Source organism: Citricoccus muralis, from assembly GCF_003386075.1.
Lineage (GTDB): Bacteria > Actinomycetota > Actinomycetes > Actinomycetales > Micrococcaceae > Citricoccus > Citricoccus muralis.
Genome location: NZ_QREH01000001.1, coordinates 1,255,196 through 1,271,166 on the forward strand (window position 1 = coordinate 1,255,196; position 15,971 = coordinate 1,271,166).

Consider the following 15,971-nt stretch of genomic DNA (forward strand, 5'->3'; position numbering starts at 1 on the left):
ACCGGCTGGGGTTCGCTAGGCTGGTGCGTTGGTGGCCTCCACGGTCACCTCGCTCTCTTCCGACCCCTTTGACCCCCACGAACGGACCAGGCCCCATAGTGCAAGGCAACGCGACATTCCGTCACTCCAACGCTTCACTCCTCTCCGTGACGGAAGTACTGGCTCCTGTCACTGTGACCAGTGCACAGCTCGACGAGGAGTTGGCTGACGTCCTGAAGGGGCTGCGGCTGCCCAAGGGCCTGCTGCCCCGCGTCGCAGGCGTCAATGCACGCCGCAATTGGGAGCACCCCGGCCACTTCCAGTTGGGCGCCGCGGAAGCCGGCCGCCAGGCCCTGGAGAAGGCCGGCGTCCGGCCGGACCAGATCGGGCTCATGGTCAACACCTCCGTCACGCGCGAGACCCTCGAACCGTCCGTGGCCGTCCGCATCCACCACGAGATGGGCCTGCCCACCTCGGCCACGAATTTCGACATCACGAACGCGTGCCTGGGCTTCGTCAACGGCATCACCCTGGCCGCCTCCATGATCGACTCCGGTCAGGTCGACTATGCCGTCGTCGTGGCCGGCGAGGACTCCGTCAAGGTCCAGCAGGCCACCCTGGAGAACCTGAAGCAGGACGGCGTGGACCGCACCAACTTCATGGAACAGTTCGCCTCTCTGACTTTGGGCTCCGGTGCCGCCGCAGCCATCATCGGGCGCACGGACCAGCACCCCGAGGGCCACCGGATCGTCCGTGGCATCACCCGCGCCGGCACGGACCACCATGACCTGTGCGTGGGTGACCACAAGGGCATGTTCACGGACTCCACCGCCCTGCTCAAGGACGGACTGGAGCTCGTCATGGACGCCTGGAACGACGTCCCCGCCGACTGGGGCTGGGCCACCATGGACCGCTACGTCACCCACCAGGTCTCCCGGCTCCACACCGACTCGATCACCGAGGCGACCGGCCTGGACCCGTCACTGTTCCCCGTCACCTTCCCCGAGCTCGGCAACGTCGGGCCGGCGTCCCTGCCGATCACCCTGGCCCGGGAGGTGGACCAGCTGTCGGCCGGCGACAAGGTGCTCTGCATGGGCGTCGGCTCCGGGCTCAACACCGCCATGCTGGAGATCGCCTGGTGAGGATCCCCGCCGCCCCAGCCACCCTGCCGGCCGACTCCGCCTCCGTCCCCCTCCCCGGCTGGGACCCCGCCTGGAGCGCCCTGGTGCCGATCGCCACCGTTGACGGCCAGCGGACCCTGCACGTGCTGGACACCGGGGACGTGTTGGCCCAGGCCGGCGTGGAGCCGGACGGCACCATCCTGGCCGTGCACGGCAACCCGACCTGGTCCTACCTGTGGCGCTCCCTGGCCGCCGCGACGGTCCGCGCCGCCCTGCAGGGCGAGGGCCCCGTGTGGCGCGTGGTCGCCCCGGACCAGCTGGACATGGGCTTCTCCGAGCGCTTGCCGCACGGGTCCCTCCCCCGACCTGCGGCTGCGGCCGGCACCCCGGATCCGGTGTCCGCGAACGACGCCGGCTACCGCACCCTGGGCGGCCGTCTCGCCGACCTCGATGCCCTCGTCACCGCCCTCGGACTCGACGTCCAGGCCCGCGCCGGCCACCCGCTGCTGACCCTGGGCCACGACTGGGGCGGCGTCGTCTCCCTCGGCTGGGCCGGCCGCCACCAGGACCTGGTGGCCGCCGCGATGACCCTCAACACCGCCCTCCACCACGACGAGTCCCAGCCGATCCCGGTCCCCCTGCAGGCGGCCCTCGCCGGCCCGCTGCTGCCCGGCTCCACCGTCGTGACCGATGCCTTCCTGCGGGTGACGACGGCACTCGGTCATCCCGGCCTGGACCGCGAACTCAAGGCCGCCTATCACGCTCCCTACACGTCTGCGGAGCGCCGGGGTGGGATCGGCGGCTTCGTCGCGGACATCCCTGTGGGACCGCAGCACGCCTCTCATCCGGAACTGCGCCGAGTGGCCGACTCCGTGGCCACCTTCACCCGACCGGCCCTGCTGCTGTGGGGCCCGAAGGACCCGGTGTTCCTGGACCGGTACCAGGCTGACCTGTTGCAGCGGCTCCCCCAGGCCGACCTGCACCGGTTCGAGACCGCCGGGCACCTGCTGGCGGAGGACGTGGACATCGCCACCCCAATCCTGCGGTGGGCTGGACAGGTGCTCGACGGCACCGCCCGCACCCGGGTCCTCCATGCCGGCGTCGGCAACGGCTCCGCCACCGACACCAACGAGGCTGAAGGTGAGGGTGAGGCTCGGTCCGCCGTGGGCTCCGGCACCGCGACCGGCCACTGGAATGAGACCACCGGCCGACCGCTGTGGTCCTACCTGGACGACTGGCGTGACAGTTCCGCCCCGGCCCTCGTGGACATGGCCGGGGACGACCAGACACCGCTGAGCTGGAACCGCCTGTCCAGCGTCGTGGACGCCATCGCCACCGGCCTCGTCGCCCGCGGAGTCCGCCCCGGGGACCGGATCTCCATGATGGTCACCCCCGGACGGGACCTCACCGCTGCCCTGTATGCGGCACTGAAGATCGGTGCCGTCGTGGTGGTCGCCGATGCCGGTCTGGGCGTGGCCGGCATGACCCGCGCCGTGCGGGCGGCACGGCCGGACTGGGTCATCGGCAAGGTCCCCGGACTCGCCGTCGCCCGGTCCCAGCGTTGGCCGGGACGCCGCCTCTCCGTCTCCACGCTGCCCACGCCCCTGGCCCGAGCCCTCGGCGTGGAAGACAGTCTCTACCGGATGGCCCACGACCATGACGGGAGCCGGTTCTCGGGCCCGCGGCACGCGGACGGCACCGTCCACGTGCCCGCCCCCACCGATCCGGCCGCCATCCTCTACACCTCCGGCTCCACGGGACCGGCCAAGGGCGTCCTCTACACACACGGCCGCCTCTCGGCGCTGGCCGGACTGCTGCAGGACGTCTTCCACGTCCGGCCCGGCTCCTCCCTGCTGGCCGGGTTCGCCCCCTTCGCCCTACTGGGGCCGGCCATCGGCGCCACCTCGGTCACCCCGGACATGTCCGTGACCCGACCCGCCAGCCTCACGGCGCGGGCCGTCGCCGAGGCCGCCCGGGCCGGTCATGCCACCATCCTCTTCGCTTCTCCTGCCGCGTTGCGCAACGTCGTGGCGACCGCTGGTCAGCTCGGACCGGAGGACCACGCCGTGCTCGGCCGCATCGACCTGGTGCTGTCCGCCGGCGCCCCGGTCTACCCCCAGCTGATGGCCCAGGTGGCCGACCTCTTCCCCCGGGCCGAGTTCCACTCGCCCTACGGCATGACCGAGGCCCTCCTGCTGGCGGACATCGACCGGAACGCGATCACCGAGCTCTCGGCCCAGGCCGTGGATCCCACGGCGGACGCGAGCACGCCGGATAACGGCGTGTGCGTGGGCCACCCCGTGGGCCCCGTGCGCATCGCCATCGACCCGCTGGACGCCGACGGCAACCCGACTGGGACGCTCCTTGAGGGCCCCGACGCCGCCGGAATCCTGGGCGAGGTCGTCATCTCGGCCCCGCACCAGAAGTCGGGTTATGACCGGCTGTGGCTGACCGACTCCCTGAGCAGGCGGGACACCAAGGACGGGCTGGACTGGCACCGCACCCAGGACGTGGGCCACCTGGATAGCGCCGGCCGGCTCTGGATCGAGGGCCGCCTCCAGCATGTGGCCATCACGGCCGCCGGGCCCGTGGCGCCCGGTGGCCCCGAGGCGCGCATCGACGCCCTCGACGGCGTGTCCCGATCGGCAGTCGTCGGGGTGGGCCCCCGGGGCACCCAGGCCGTCGTCGCCGTCGTCGAGGTCTCCGCGCCGGACCGTGCCCGGACGACCCGCCCCGGACTGGCCCCCAGCGAGCTGACGGCGTCCGTGCGGGCTGCCGCAGCGCCGATTCCCGTGGCGGCGGTGCTCGTGACGGACCGAGTCCCCGTGGACATCCGTCACAACTCAAAGATCGACCGCACCCGGATCGCCCAGTGGGCCGAGCGGGTCCTGTCCGGCGGCAAGGTGGGCACCCCATGAAGGCCGCACCGCCTCTCCGCGTCCTCGTCACCGGCGCCTCCGGCCTCCTGGGATCGGGGGTGGCGCGCCGCCTCGTGGAGTCCGGCGCCGACGTCGTGACCCTGCAGCGCCGCCCCTCCGGGGTGGCCGGCGCCCGTGACGTCCTCGGCACGGTCACCGATGCCGCGGCCGTCGAGCGGGCCATGTCCGGCCGGGACACAGTGGTCCACGTGGCGGCCAAGGTCTCCGTCTCCGGACCCGCCCAGGAGTTCGAGCAGGTCAATATCGGGGGCACGGCGACCGTCCTGGAGTCCGCCCGCCGGGCGGGTGCCGAGCGATTCGTCCACATCTCCTCGCCGTCCGTGGCCCATGCCGGGACGTCGATCGTCGGCGAAGGTGCCGGGCCGGCGGACCCGGACCGCGCGCGCGGCCACTACGCCCGCACCAAGGCCGCCGGGGAACTGCTGGCCCTGGCTGCGGACGGCGCGGATCTGCGCGTGCTCGCCCTGCGCCCGCACCTGATGTGGGGACCCGGGGACACGCAGCTGACCGAACGCATCATCGACCGCGCCCGGGCCGGCCGCATGCCGCTGCTCGGGCCGGCCGCCGCCCTGATTGACACCCTGTACTCGGATAACGCCGTGGACGCCGTGGTGGCTGCCGTCGCCGCCGTGGACCGGGTCCACGGGGAGGCACTCGTGGTCACCAACGGAGAGCCCCGCCCGGTGGGCGAGCTCATCCGGGGTCTGGCCACGGCCGGTGGTGCCCCCGAGCCCCGGCTGCGGATCCCCGGTGGCCTCGCCCGCCGCGCCGGTGCCGTCATCGAACGGATCTGGGAGGCGGCCGATCTCGGCCGGGACGGGGACGAGCCCCCGCTGACGCGGTTCCTGGCCGAACAGCTCTCCACGGCGCATTGGTTCGACCAGCGCCGCACCCGGGCGAAGCTGGACTGGGTGCCTGCCGTGTCCATCGACCGCGGGCTGGAGTTGCTGGCCGCGCACTACCGACGACGGTAGGCTCTAACGCCGCACGGCGCTGAGATGGCACTCGGGATACTCGTGGCCCTGGTCAGGGCAGACGATGGCCCGCCACGTTTCGGCGAAGCCGGCCTCGTCCAGTGCCTGGGCCAACGACGACGGATTCCATCGCCAGGCCCGGGCCACCGCGTGCGGGAACTCCTCCACGTCCTGCCCGGACTCCAACAGTCCCTGGAACACCAGGAGCACCTGGCAGCCGGGCTCCGTGTGCGCCGCCCAGGACTGCAGGACCGCCGGAACCTGTTCGGGTGGAACGTGGATCAGGCTGAACCGGGCCAGGATCCCGCTGACGGGACCGGCGGCGCGCACCACCGGGTCGGCGGCGGGAAAGTGGGCGTCCCCTGTGATCCAGGTGCGCTGCGGATAGCGCTTCCGCGCGATCTCCAGCATCCGGGCCGAGGGGTCCACGCCGATCGTGTTGAAGCCGCGGAAGGCCAGCTCGACGGTGACATGGCCGGTGCCGCAGCCCAGATCCAGGATGGTCCCGCCGCGGGGCAGCGCGTCAGCGAAGGCGTCCACGGAGTGCCGGTCCAGCGGCCGCTGCCAGGGGCCCGGGAAGGTCCGGTCGTACAGCTCCGCCAGGGCATCGTAGCCGGGCTGGCGGGGCCAGGGTTCGGACGTCACCTCAGGTGTCGATACGGTCGAGGTCGAGTTCGCTGGCACCGGAGATGATGAAGTCCTTGCGCGGTGCCACATTGGAGCCCATCAACAGGTCGAAGACGTGTTCTGCCCGCTGCAAGGCCTCCTCCGCCTCGGGGATGGTGACCCGGCGGAGCATCCGCACGCGCGGGTCCATGGTGGTGTCCGCCAGCTGGTCCGCGTCCATCTCCCCCAGGCCCTTGTACCGCTGGATCGGTTCCTTGTAGTTCTTGCCCTCCTTCTGAAGACGGGCCAGCAGGACGTGCAGCTCGTTCTCCGAGTAGGTGTAGACCACCTCGTTGGCCTTGCTGCCGGAGTGGATGATCTCCACCCGGTGCAGGGGCGGCACGGCGGCGAACACGCGTCCCTGTTCGACCATGGGGCGCATGTAGCGGAAGAACAGGGTGAGCAGCAGGGTGCGGATATGCGCGCCGTCCACATCCGCATCCGTCATCAGGATGACCTTGCCGTACCGCGCGGAGGACAGGTCGAAACTGCGGCCGGCACCACCGCCGACCACCTGGATCAGGGCGGCACACTCGGCGTTCGAGAGCATGTCCCCCACGGACGCCTTCTGCACATTGAGGATCTTGCCGCGGATCGGGAACAGGGCCTGGAAGTCCGAGGAGCGGGCCAGCTTGGCCGTGCCGAGGGCGGAGTCACCCTCCACGATGAACAGTTCCGAGGACGCCACATCCGTGGTCCGGCAATCGGCCAGCTTGGCCGGCATGGTGGAGGTCTCCAGGGCGTTCTTGCGCCGCTGGTTCTCCTTGTGCGTCCGGGCCGAGATGCGGGACTTCATCTCCGAGACGACCTTCTCCAGCAGCACCGAAACCTGGTTCTTCTCGTGCTTCTTGGTCGACTTCAGGATCGCGCCGAGCTGCTGCTCGACCACCTTGGCCACGATCTGGCGCACGGCCGGAGTGCCGAGAACCGACTTGGTCTGCCCCTCGAACTGTGGTTCGGCCAGGCGCACCGTCAGCACCGCCGTCATCCCGGCCAGTACGTCGTCCTTCTCCAGCTTGTCGTTGCCGGCCTTGAGCTTGCGGGCATTGGCCTCCACGACCTTGCGGACGGTCTTCAGCAGCGCCTGCTCGAAGCCCGACTGGTGGGTGCCGCCCTTGGGAGTGGAGATGATGTTGACGAACGAGCGCAAGTGGGTGTCGTAGCCGACGTCCCAGCGCAGGGCGATGTCCACCTCGCACTCACGCTCCACGTCCTGCATCGCCGAGCGGCCGTCCTCGCCCAGGACCGGGACCCGTTCGGAGAAGGTGCCGGAGCCCTGCAGCCGCCACACATCGGTGATGGGGCTGACGGAGGAGAGGTGGTCCACGAACTCGGAGATGCCGCCGTCGTAGTGGAAGACCTCCTCATGGGGTCCCATCTCGCCGGGAGTATCCGGCAGCCGGCGTTCGTCCCGCAGCGTGATCTTGAGTCCGGGGATGAGATAGGCGGTCTGCCGGGCCCGCTGCTGCAGGTCCTCGTAGGAGAACTTCGCATCGGGCGTGAAGATCTGCTCGTCCGCCCAGTACCGCACCCGGGTGCCGGTCTGCCCGCGCTTGGCCTTGCCCACGATCTCCATCGGCGAGTGGTCGGCCGAGGGAGTGAAGGCAGCGTCCGGCCGGGCGGTGGACCCCGTGTCCGTGAACTGACCGGGTTCGCCCCGGTGGAAGGACAGCTGGTGGATCTTGCCACCGCGGAACACCTGGACGTCCAGGCGGGAGGAGAGCGCGTTGACCACAGAGGCGCCCACCCCGTGCAGCCCACCCGAGGCACCATAGGAGCCGCCGCCGAACTTGCCACCGGCGTGCAGTTTGGTGAAGACCACCTCGACGCCGGACAGGCCGGTCCTCGGCTCGATGTCCACCGGGATGCCGCGGCCGTTGTCCTCGACCTCGACAGCGCCACCGGCGTGCAGGGTGACGGCGATGGACTGGCCATAGCCGCCCAGCGCCTCATCCACGGAGTTGTCGATGATCTCCCAGAGGCAGTGCATCAGGCCGCGGGAGTCCGTGGAGCCGATGTACATGCCGGGCCTCTTGCGGACGGCCTCGAGGCCCTCCAGCACGGAGAGGTGCCGGGCGTTGTACTCACTGCTGCGGGACATGCGTTTCCCTAACTTCCCTGATGACTGCTGCTGTGTCCCCTCGCTGGTTCACGAGGTGGTTGATGATCGTCCTTCAGGTTATCGGCACGTGGCGCCGTTCGGCGGGAACCCAGCGGGGACCGCGCCACATCAGCTGACCTCGAGCCGTGACGGGTCACGCCGGGCGCAACGGATACCGGCCACGTCGGGCGCCGGGGACAGAGCGCAGCTGGAGCACCACCAGGTACGCAATCAGCGAAAACCAGCCCTCCCCGCTCGCGCCTGCGAACAAAAGTGCGAGGATGATGGTTCCGTAGGTGTACGCAGTACCCTTCAAGTACCGATCCCCCCGGTCCCTGCGGACCGGCCCGAGGGGAACAGGGGCACCACATGAGGAGGCCAACATGACCACCACCGCCACGACGATTGAACCGCCGGTCCTGACCGGTGCCGACCGTTGCGACCGTTGCGGAGCCCAGGCCTACGTCCGCGCTGTCCTGCACAGCGGCGGCGAACTGCTGTTCTGCGGCCACCACTCCCGCGCAGTGGAAGAGACCCTTCGCCCGCAGACCACCCTGTGGCAGGACGAGACGAACAAGCTGCACGAGAAGCAGCCCGTGGACGATGACTGAGACTCTTCTCCCTCGGATCGCCACCCGTCCGGCTTCGGCTCATACCCGGCACTGACGCAGCCGATCCAGGACGTCCAGGATCAACGGCGTCCACGATCACAACCAAGGCCCGGCACCTGATGGTGCCGGGCCTTGGTGCTGCGGGGCGTGTCCCGCCGTCCGGGGCGCCTCACCCTCTGGTTCGGGGCGGCCGGCTCGGGACGGTCAGTCTCAGTCCAGGTAGTCGCGCAGCACCTGGGAGCGCGAGGGGTGCCGCAGCTTCGACATGGTCTTGGACTCTATCTGGCGGATGCGCTCGCGGGTGACCCCGTAGACCTTGCCGATCTCGTCCAGCGTCTTCGGCTGGCCATCCGTCAGGCCGTAGCGCATGGCCACCACACCCGCTTCGCGCTCGGCGAGCGTGTCCAGGACCGAGTGCAGCTGCTCCTGCAGGAGCGTGAAGCTCACGGCGTCGGCGGGCACCACGGCCTCGGAGTCCTCGATCAGGTCGCCGAACTCCGAGTCGCCGTCCTCACCCAGGGGAGTGTGCAGGGAGATGGGCTCGCGGCCGTACTTCTGGACCTCGACGACCTTTTCCGGGGTCATGTCCAGTTCCTTGGCCAGCTCCTCCGGGGTGGGTTCCCGGCCCAGGTCCTGGAGCATCTGACGCTGCACGCGGGCGAGTTTGTTGATGACCTCGACCATGTGGACCGGGATGCGGATGGTGCGGGCCTGGTCCGCCATGGCGCGGGTGATGGCCTGGCGGATCCACCACGTGGCGTACGTGGAGAACTTGAAGCCCTTGGTGTAGTCAAACTTCTCCACGGCGCGGATCAGGCCGAGGTTGCCCTCCTGGATGAGGTCCAGGAACAGCATGCCGCGTCCGGTGTAGCGCTTCGCCAGGGAGACGACCAGACGGAGGTTGGCCTCGAGCAGGTGGTTCTTCGCACGCCGGCCGTCAGCGATGATCAGTTCCATGTCCCGCCGCAGTCGGGCCTCCGTGGGTGGCTCGTCCTTCATCTTGTTCTCGGCGTACAGGCCGGCCTCGATACGCAGGGCCAGATCGACTTCCTGTTCCGCGTTGAGCAGGGCGACTTTGCCGATCTGCTTGAGATAGTCCTTGACCGGGTCGGCCGTGGCACCAGCGGACACGACCTGCTGGACCGGGGCATCGTCCTCCGCATCGGAGACAACGAATCCACCGCGGGTCCTGGTCTCCTCGGCCTCGGCCGAGGCTGCCGGGGCCTCAGTGGCCTCGTCGGTCTCAGCGTCGGAGTCGGACGACTCCACGGCCTCTTCCGAGGGCTTCGCGGCCGCAGCTTTGGTCCGTCCGGACTTCGCGGCGGCCTTGGTCGCCGTGGTCTTCGTGGCACTCGACTTCGGGGCGGACGTCCGAGCGGTGGCCTTGGCCGCCCCCTGGTCCTCCGCTACGGCGTCCTCGACGGCCGTGCTGCCCTGCGTCTCGGTCTTCTTGGAAGAAGTAGTCACTCAATACCTTTCGTACGGGCATCCCGAAGGGCCCCTAACGGTCAACACCACTATGACCCTGTCAAATCCGCTGGAACTGCACCCGGAGGCCACGGGATGACAATCCCGTTTTTCCGGACCCGCGGACGCAGGGTCTTCATGTGGTCAACGACCCCCCTGGCACTTTTGTTCCCGTCCTCACCATTTTTCTGAACCCCGAGGTGTGGTCGAGGATTTGGCAGGTGGAGGGATGTCAACGTGAACCGGGGGTCGGCCCCGCCGATTATGCCACGGCAGACACCGGACCGACGCATCAGGGTCTCCCGCGCGCCGCCTCAGATCGCCCGCTCGGTGGCGGGTACGGGGTGTCAGCCGGTCATGCGGGCCGTGGCCGACCATGCGGTCTCGCGCCGGGCCGCCCAGCCGGAGAGCATCCCCCGGTCCACGATCTCGCCCAGCAGCTGCCCCAGCGGGTAGTCCGGATCCTCGTGCCGGCACTCGAGCAGGATCCTGCCAGCGGCAGAACCTCGGCCCCTCGCCCATTCGACCCAGGCCGCCAGGCACCTCAGGGCCGACGCCACCGGCCCAGCGGACTCCGGCAGCAGCCCCGTGCAGGCGTTCTTGAGGTGGGCGATGCGCTCCCAGTCTGGCGCGCGGCGGCTGGCGGCGAGGATGACGGAAGAATAGAGCACTCCGTTGCCCTCGCGGGGTTCGGCCTCGAAGGCCAATGACGCCTCTGCGGGCAGGGTGCCGATCCAGGCGGCACCGGACAGGGCTCGCTCCAGGGTGAAGCTCGCGGCGGCGAGGAGGCAGTCTCGCCACTCGACCCGGAGCAGACCGGCCATCAAGACGGCCCTCTCGGTCGGCTGCTCCGGGAGCCCTTCACCCACCAGGACCCGTTCCCAGGCCTCGAGCCAGTACACCAGCTCCTCGAGGTCCTCGGCCTCATCCTCGGCACTAACCCCGTGGCCGATCTCCAGGATGTTCTGCAGCGCCCAGGCGAGCTCCACGGAGAAGTCCTCCGAGGCGGGCGGTAGCCCACTGCCCAGCGGTTCCTCCTCCACCACGGACCCCTCCACGATCAGGGAGGTGTTGACAACGCTGGTCTCAGCCCAGGACGCCGGTGATCCATGACCGGAACACGTTCCCGGTGCGGGACAGTCCACGTGCCAGAGGCGGCCCCTGGCCACCAACCAGAGTTCCATCAGGGGCAGGCCGGCCTCACTGAGTTCGCGTTCCAGTGCGGCCGCCAGCAGGCGATCCGACTCGCTGGTCGGATCCACGGCATGGCCGACTTCGTCCTCTGTCTCAACGTCCCGGCCGCTCGAATGATCGCTCGCGCTCTCGCCTGCAGAGGCCGCGTCCACCTCGACCTGCCGGTCGTCATCATCACGGAAGAGCACGGCCACGCAGCCGTCCGCCCGCTGGTCCCGCGCCAGATGGCCGGCGAACTGGCGGGCATAGACGGAGTGGTCCGCCCACGTCCTCACCGTGCCGGGGTCCCAGTCGCAACGCAGGACGGCTCCCAGGTTCCGGCCGGTCATGCTGATGGCCGCCAGGCTGTTGCGTGGCGGAAAGCCCATGGTGTGATGGATGTAGCTGACCAGATCGGCCACGCCGGCGACCTTGACCGGGGCGGGGATCGAGGCCGGCAAGCCGGGACGGACACGGTCGTCGGGCAGGTCTGTGTGCATGACCTCCACGCTTCCGTCTCCCTGCCGGACACGGAACCGCCCACACCCCCGACTGTGGGGCTGTGGGCGGTCTCTGCCGGGTGTGGAGTACCGGTCTAGTCCTGAGGGCGGCTGTCCGGCCCCTCCGCCGGGTCGCCCTCGGTGCCCTCTGGGGCGGTGGGGCCAGCAGGGCCCTCAGAGTCCACCTCGGCATCCCCGACCGCGGCCGCCCAGTGCTCCTCCGGCTGCACGCCCCCGCCGGCGTCCAACGCATGGCGCGGCTGGCTCTGCAGGTATTCCTCGACGGCCGCGCCCAACTCCTCGGCATCGGGGACCTGCTCGTCCGGACCCACCAACAGGGAGCGGCCGGCCCCGGGCGAGTTCTGGTCGAAATTCTTCTCCAGGCCTTCCACCATGGCGGTGACCTCACGGGACGAGCCGGTCTGGCGGTCGAGCTCGCGGTCCACCTCGCGGCCCCGTTCGCGCAACTTCTCAGTGGGGAGCATGAGGCCCAGGGCGGCCCCCACGTACTCCAGCGCGGCGACGGCGGCCTGCGGGTAGGCGGCATCGTTGAGGTAGTGCGGGACGTGGAGGGTGTACCCGGTGGTACCGCGGTGGTGCTCGTCCAGCCGCAACTCCAGCAGCTGACCGACGCCGGACACCATCCGTGCCTGGGGGCTCCAGGTGGACAGGCCCGCCACCAACTCGTCGCGATTCCCATGGGCCGTCACGCCGAGGGGCCGAGTATGCGGCACGGGCATGGGCACGGCGTCCACCAGGGCGACGAGCTTGACGTCCAGCTTCTCCACCAGGAACAGCACCGAGGAGACGAAACGCTCCCACTGGTAGTCCGGTTCAGGCCCGGACAGCAACAGGAATGGCCGGCCCAGGGCGTCTGAGACCAGGTGCAGCTGCAGCCGAGGGGTCTGGTAGTCGCGGAAGCGCTCGCCGTCAAAGGTGATCTGCGGCCGGCGTGAGCGGTAGTCGATCAACTGGTCCGCGTCGAAGCTGGCCAGCAGCTTGTGGTCCAACGAGTCGAAGACGGTGTCCCGCACCTGTTCGGAGAGGTGACCGGCATCCATGTGCCCGCCGAAGACGGCCAGCATGCCCAGGCCGCGCAGCGCTGTGGCACCGTCGAAGCCACCGGCCAACAGGTCGCGGCCGGCCGGCTCGAGCGAAAACAGCGTGGTGGGGTCCTGCATGGTGCGTCCTTCCGGTGCCTCGGGTCAGGGGGCAGTACATCGGGGCCGGGCCGATCAGCGGTTCCAGCCCCTGTTGGTGATACCAACGTACTGTGGCCTGCGCCTATTCCGTGGCTAGGATCGAGGCAGACCCGGAACCACCGCCCATGCTCATCGCCATCGAGGGGAACCACCCACGTGATCAACGATTTCAGCCCTGTCCTGACCGCCATCGGACCCAAGCTGTCCCAGAACAGCAAGAATGCCGCCTCGGCCCTGGTCATCGGCGTCTGCTCCACCGATGATGGGCCGGTGCTGTTGCCGAACCCGCTTCCCGACGCCGGCGCGCGCGCCCTGGCGGATTCGCTCGAGGCACTCGGCGTCACGGGCGCCGCCGACGAGGTCGTGCGGATCCCGGGGCTGGATCCCCTGCCGTTCCCCCTGCTGGTGCTGACCGGCGTCGGCCGGATCACCGGCGAGCCGGGTGCGGGGGTGTCCACCGAGGCCGTGCGCCGAGCCTCCGGTGCAGCCGTCCGCAAGCTTTCGGGCACCGACTCCGTGGCTCTGGGCCTGCCAGCCGAGACCCCCGAGCTGCTGGGCGCGATTGCCGAGGGAGCCGCCCTGGCCGCCTACTCGTTCACCGCCTTCCGCTCGGCCGAGGCCCAGGCGAAGGGGAAGAACCCGGTGGAGCGCGCCGCCGTCGTGACCTCCCTGAAGCCCAAGGTGACCGGGCCGGTGCTGCAGCGCGCCGCCGTCGTGGCCCGCGCGGTCCGTGCGACCCGCGACCTGGTCAACACGCCCCCGTCCCACCTGTTCCCGGCGTCCTTCGCCGAGGAGGTGACCGAGGCCGTACGGCCGCTGCCGATCAAGGTCACGGTGTGGGATGAGAAGAAGCTGGAGAAGGACGGATTCGGCGGCATCCTCAACGTCGGCAAGGGATCCTCACGGCCCCCGCGGCTGGTCAAGCTCGAGTACACGCCGGCAACGGCCGGCCGGAACGCCCCGCACATCGCCTTCGTCGGCAAGGGCATCACCTTTGATTCCGGCGGCCTGTCCCTGAAGCCGCCGACCTCCATGACCACGATGAAGTCGGACATGGCCGGAGCGGCGACCGTGGCGTCCGTGGTCGCCGCCGCGGCCGAACTCGAGCTGCCCGTCAAGGTCACCGGTTGGCTGTGCATGGCCGAGAACATGCCCTCCGCCACCGCCCAGCGCCCCTCCGACGTCATCACGATGTACGGCGGCAAGACCGTCGAGGTCATGAACACCGACGCCGAGGGACGCCTGGTGATGGCCGACGGGCTGGTGGCCGCGACCGATGAGACGCCGGACGCGGTGATCGACATCGCGACTCTGACAGGGGCGCAGATGATCGCCCTCGGCAACCGGACCACCGGGGTGATGGGCACGGAGGACCTGCGCACTGAACTCGTGGCCGCGGCCGACGCCAGCGGGGAGACCGCCTGGGCCATGCCGATCCCGGAGGACCAACGGGCCTCACTGGACTCCACGGTGGCGGACCTGTCCAACGTGGGCGACCGCTTCGGCGGCATGATGACGGCCGCCGCCTTCCTGCGGGAGTTCGTCGACGCCGGCCGCGCCCCCGAGGCAGCCCAGGCCGAGCCCACTCCCTGGGCCCACCTGGACATCGCCGGCCCGTCCTTCAACGATTCCGGCGCCTACGGCTACACACCCAAGGACGCCACCGGCGTCATGGTCCGGACCCTCGTGGCCTACCTCGAGCGACGTTCCGGGCTGCCGCGCGGGAAGTAGAAGGCAGTGGTCCCGTGCGGCTAAGGTAAAACCCAGGCATCACAGCGACGATCCCGACGGGATCATCACCCAACCCCGAAGGGTGCCGGAGACCCTGGCACCTGATTGTGAGGAGCACCATCGTGGCCGAAGAGGCAACCGCCCAGGAATTCGACGTACTCATCCTCGGCGGTGGCTCCGCCGGCTACGCCGCCGCGCTGCGGTCCGTCCAATATGGGATGACCGTGGGACTGATCGAGAAGGCCAAGCTGGGCGGCACCTGCCTGCACTGGGGCTGCATCCCCACGAAGGCGTACCTGCATGCTGCCGAACTGGCGGACGACGCACGCAACTCCGCCAAGTACGGCGTCCACACGACCCTCGAGTCCATCGACATGGCCGGGGTGAAGTCCTACAAGGACGGAATCGTCGCCGGCAAGTACAAGGGCCTCACCGGGCTGCTGAAGATGCGCAAGGTCCAGGTCATCGAGGGTGAGGGCAAGCTCGTCTCCCAGAACCAGATCGAGGTCGGTGGGACCCGCTACACCGGGAAGAACATCATCCTGGCGTCCGGCTCCGAGGCCAAGACCTTCGGCCTGCCCATCGGCGGCAAGATCATGACCTCCACCGAGGCCCTTGAGCTCGATTACACCCCGAAGTCCGCCATCATCCTCGGGGGCGGCGTCATCGGGTCCGAGTTCGCGTCCGCCTGGAACTCGTTCGGCGTGGACGTCACCATCATCGAGGGCCTGGACCACCTCGTCCCGAACGAGGATCCGGAGATCATCAAGATCCTGGAGCGCGAGTTCAAGAAGAAGGGCATCAAGTCCAACCTGGGCACCTTCTTCGAGAAGGTCGAGGAGACCGGCGACGGCGTCAAGGTCACGCTGGCCGACGGCAAGGAGTTCACCGCCGAGGTCTGCCTCGTCGCCGTGGGCCGCGGCCCGGTCACCCAGGGTCTGGGCTACGAGGAGCAGGGCATCCCCCTGGACCGGGGCTTCGTCATCACCAATGAGCGCCTGCACACCGGGGTGGGCAACATCTACGCCATCGGTGACATCGTCCCCGGCGTCCAGTTGGCCCACCGCGGCTACCAGCAGGGTCACTTCGTGGCCGAGGAGATCGCCGGCAACAACCCGATCATCGTCGAGGACGTGAACATCCCCAAGGTGACCTTCACCGAACCGGAGATCATGTCCGTGGGCTACTCCGAGTCCAAGGCCAAGGAGAAGTTCGGCGAATCCAACGTGGAGACCACCACCTACAACCTGGCCGGCAACGGCAAGTCCTCGATCCTCGGCACCGGGGGCATCATCAAGATGGTCCGCCAGAAGAACGGGCCGATCGTCGGCGTCCACGGCATCGGCAAGCGCATCAGCGAGCAGATCGGTGAATCCCAACTGATCGTCAACTGGGAGGCGTACCCGGAGGACGTGGCCGCCTTCGTCCACGCGCACCCGACCCAGAACGAATCCCTCGGCGAAGCCGCGATGGCCCTGAACGGCCACCCGCTGCACGGCTGACAGCA

11 protein-coding genes are annotated in these 15,971 nt (G+C 69.5%); 6 read left to right on the top strand and 5 right to left on the bottom strand.

The features are described 5' to 3' along the window. Positions 1-98 precede the first annotated feature (98 nt). From C8E99_RS05560 to C8E99_RS05570, 3 genes are read left to right on the top strand one after another with little or no spacing between them, the layout of a single operon-like run. The gene (locus C8E99_RS05560) at positions 99-1,121 is read left to right on the top strand and encodes a 3-oxoacyl-ACP synthase III (protein ID WP_211308990.1); all 1,023 of its coding nucleotides are present in this window, start codon (positions 99-101) and stop codon (positions 1,119-1,121) included. Continuing rightward, entirely contained in the window at positions 1,118-4,018 is a 2,901-nt protein-coding gene (locus tag C8E99_RS05565) for an alpha/beta fold hydrolase (protein WP_425452857.1), read from the top strand. The genes C8E99_RS05560 and C8E99_RS05565 overlap by 4 nt, the downstream gene beginning before the upstream one ends. After that, positions 4,015-5,013 (top strand): NAD-dependent epimerase/dehydratase family protein, encoded by a 999-nt coding sequence (locus tag C8E99_RS05570; RefSeq protein ID WP_115931450.1) that lies wholly within the window; start codon positions 4,015-4,017, stop codon positions 5,011-5,013. Before C8E99_RS05565 ends, C8E99_RS05570 begins: the two co-directional genes overlap by 4 nt. 3 nt (positions 5,014-5,016) lie before the next feature. On the opposite strand, the gene C8E99_RS05575 is transcribed toward C8E99_RS05570, so the two are convergent. Both C8E99_RS05575 and C8E99_RS05580 read right to left on the bottom strand, forming a co-directional pair. After that, complete coding sequence (locus tag C8E99_RS05575) at positions 5,017-5,658, bottom strand: class I SAM-dependent DNA methyltransferase (protein WP_115931451.1); 642 nt, start codon at positions 5,656-5,658, stop codon at positions 5,017-5,019. 1 nt (position 5,659) lies between these two features. Further along, positions 5,660-7,780 carry a DNA gyrase/topoisomerase IV subunit B gene (locus C8E99_RS05580; RefSeq protein WP_115931452.1) on the bottom strand — a complete coding sequence of 707 codons (2,121 nt, stop codon included), beginning with the start codon at positions 7,778-7,780 and terminating at the stop codon, positions 5,660-5,662. Between the two features lie 383 nt (positions 7,781-8,163). On the opposite strand from C8E99_RS05580, the gene C8E99_RS05590 reads away from it, so the two are divergent. Further along, the gene (locus C8E99_RS05590; protein ID WP_115931454.1) at positions 8,164-8,391 is read left to right on the top strand and encodes a DUF7455 domain-containing protein; all 228 of its coding nucleotides are present in this window, start codon (positions 8,164-8,166) and stop codon (positions 8,389-8,391) included. A 210-nt stretch (positions 8,392-8,601) separates the two neighbouring features. On the opposite strand, the gene C8E99_RS05595 is transcribed toward C8E99_RS05590, so the two are convergent. The 3 genes from C8E99_RS05595 to C8E99_RS05605 all read right to left on the bottom strand — a co-directional run bounded on the left by C8E99_RS05595 (position 8,602) and on the right by C8E99_RS05605 (position 12,712). After that, positions 8,602-9,858, bottom strand: coding sequence for an RNA polymerase sigma factor (locus tag C8E99_RS05595; protein ID WP_115931455.1), 1,257 nt, complete (start codon positions 9,856-9,858; stop codon positions 8,602-8,604). 347 nt (positions 9,859-10,205) lie between these two features. Further along, positions 10,206-11,531 (bottom strand): DUF4192 family protein, encoded by a 1,326-nt coding sequence (locus C8E99_RS05600; protein WP_147301184.1) that lies wholly within the window; start codon positions 11,529-11,531, stop codon positions 10,206-10,208. Positions 11,532-11,626: 95 nt separating this feature from the next. After that, the gene (locus C8E99_RS05605; protein ID WP_115931457.1) at positions 11,627-12,712 is read right to left on the bottom strand and encodes a PAC2 family protein; all 1,086 of its coding nucleotides are present in this window, start codon (positions 12,710-12,712) and stop codon (positions 11,627-11,629) included. 177 nt (positions 12,713-12,889) lie between these two features. On the opposite strand from C8E99_RS05605, the gene C8E99_RS05610 reads away from it, so the two are divergent. Both C8E99_RS05610 and lpdA read left to right on the top strand, forming a co-directional pair. Further along, positions 12,890-14,464 carry a leucyl aminopeptidase gene (locus C8E99_RS05610; RefSeq protein ID WP_425452858.1) on the top strand — a complete coding sequence of 525 codons (1,575 nt, stop codon included), beginning with the start codon at positions 12,890-12,892 and terminating at the stop codon, positions 14,462-14,464. Between the two features lie 122 nt (positions 14,465-14,586). Next, positions 14,587-15,966, top strand: a complete 1,380-nt coding sequence (gene lpdA / locus C8E99_RS05615) for a dihydrolipoyl dehydrogenase (protein ID WP_115931458.1) — start codon at positions 14,587-14,589, stop codon at positions 15,964-15,966. Positions 15,967-15,971 lie beyond the last annotated feature (5 nt).

Bases quoted from the DNA above. Each gene is read 5' to 3' on its own strand.
- C8E99_RS05570 (WP_115931450.1), top strand. From the start codon at position 4,015: ATGAAGGCCGCACCGCCTCTCCGCGTCCTCGTCACCGGCGCCTCCGGC.
- C8E99_RS05580 (WP_115931452.1), bottom strand. From the start codon at position 7,780: ATGTCCCGCAGCAGTGAGTACAACGCCCGGCACCTCTCCGTGCTGGAG.
- C8E99_RS05590 (WP_115931454.1), top strand. From the start codon at position 8,164: ATGACCACCACCGCCACGACGATTGAACCGCCGGTCCTGACCGGTGCC.
- C8E99_RS05600 (WP_147301184.1), bottom strand. From the start codon at position 11,531: ATGCACACAGACCTGCCCGACGACCGTGTCCGTCCCGGCTTGCCGGCC.
- C8E99_RS05605 (WP_115931457.1), bottom strand. From the start codon at position 12,712: ATGCAGGACCCCACCACGCTGTTTTCGCTCGAGCCGGCCGGCCGCGAC.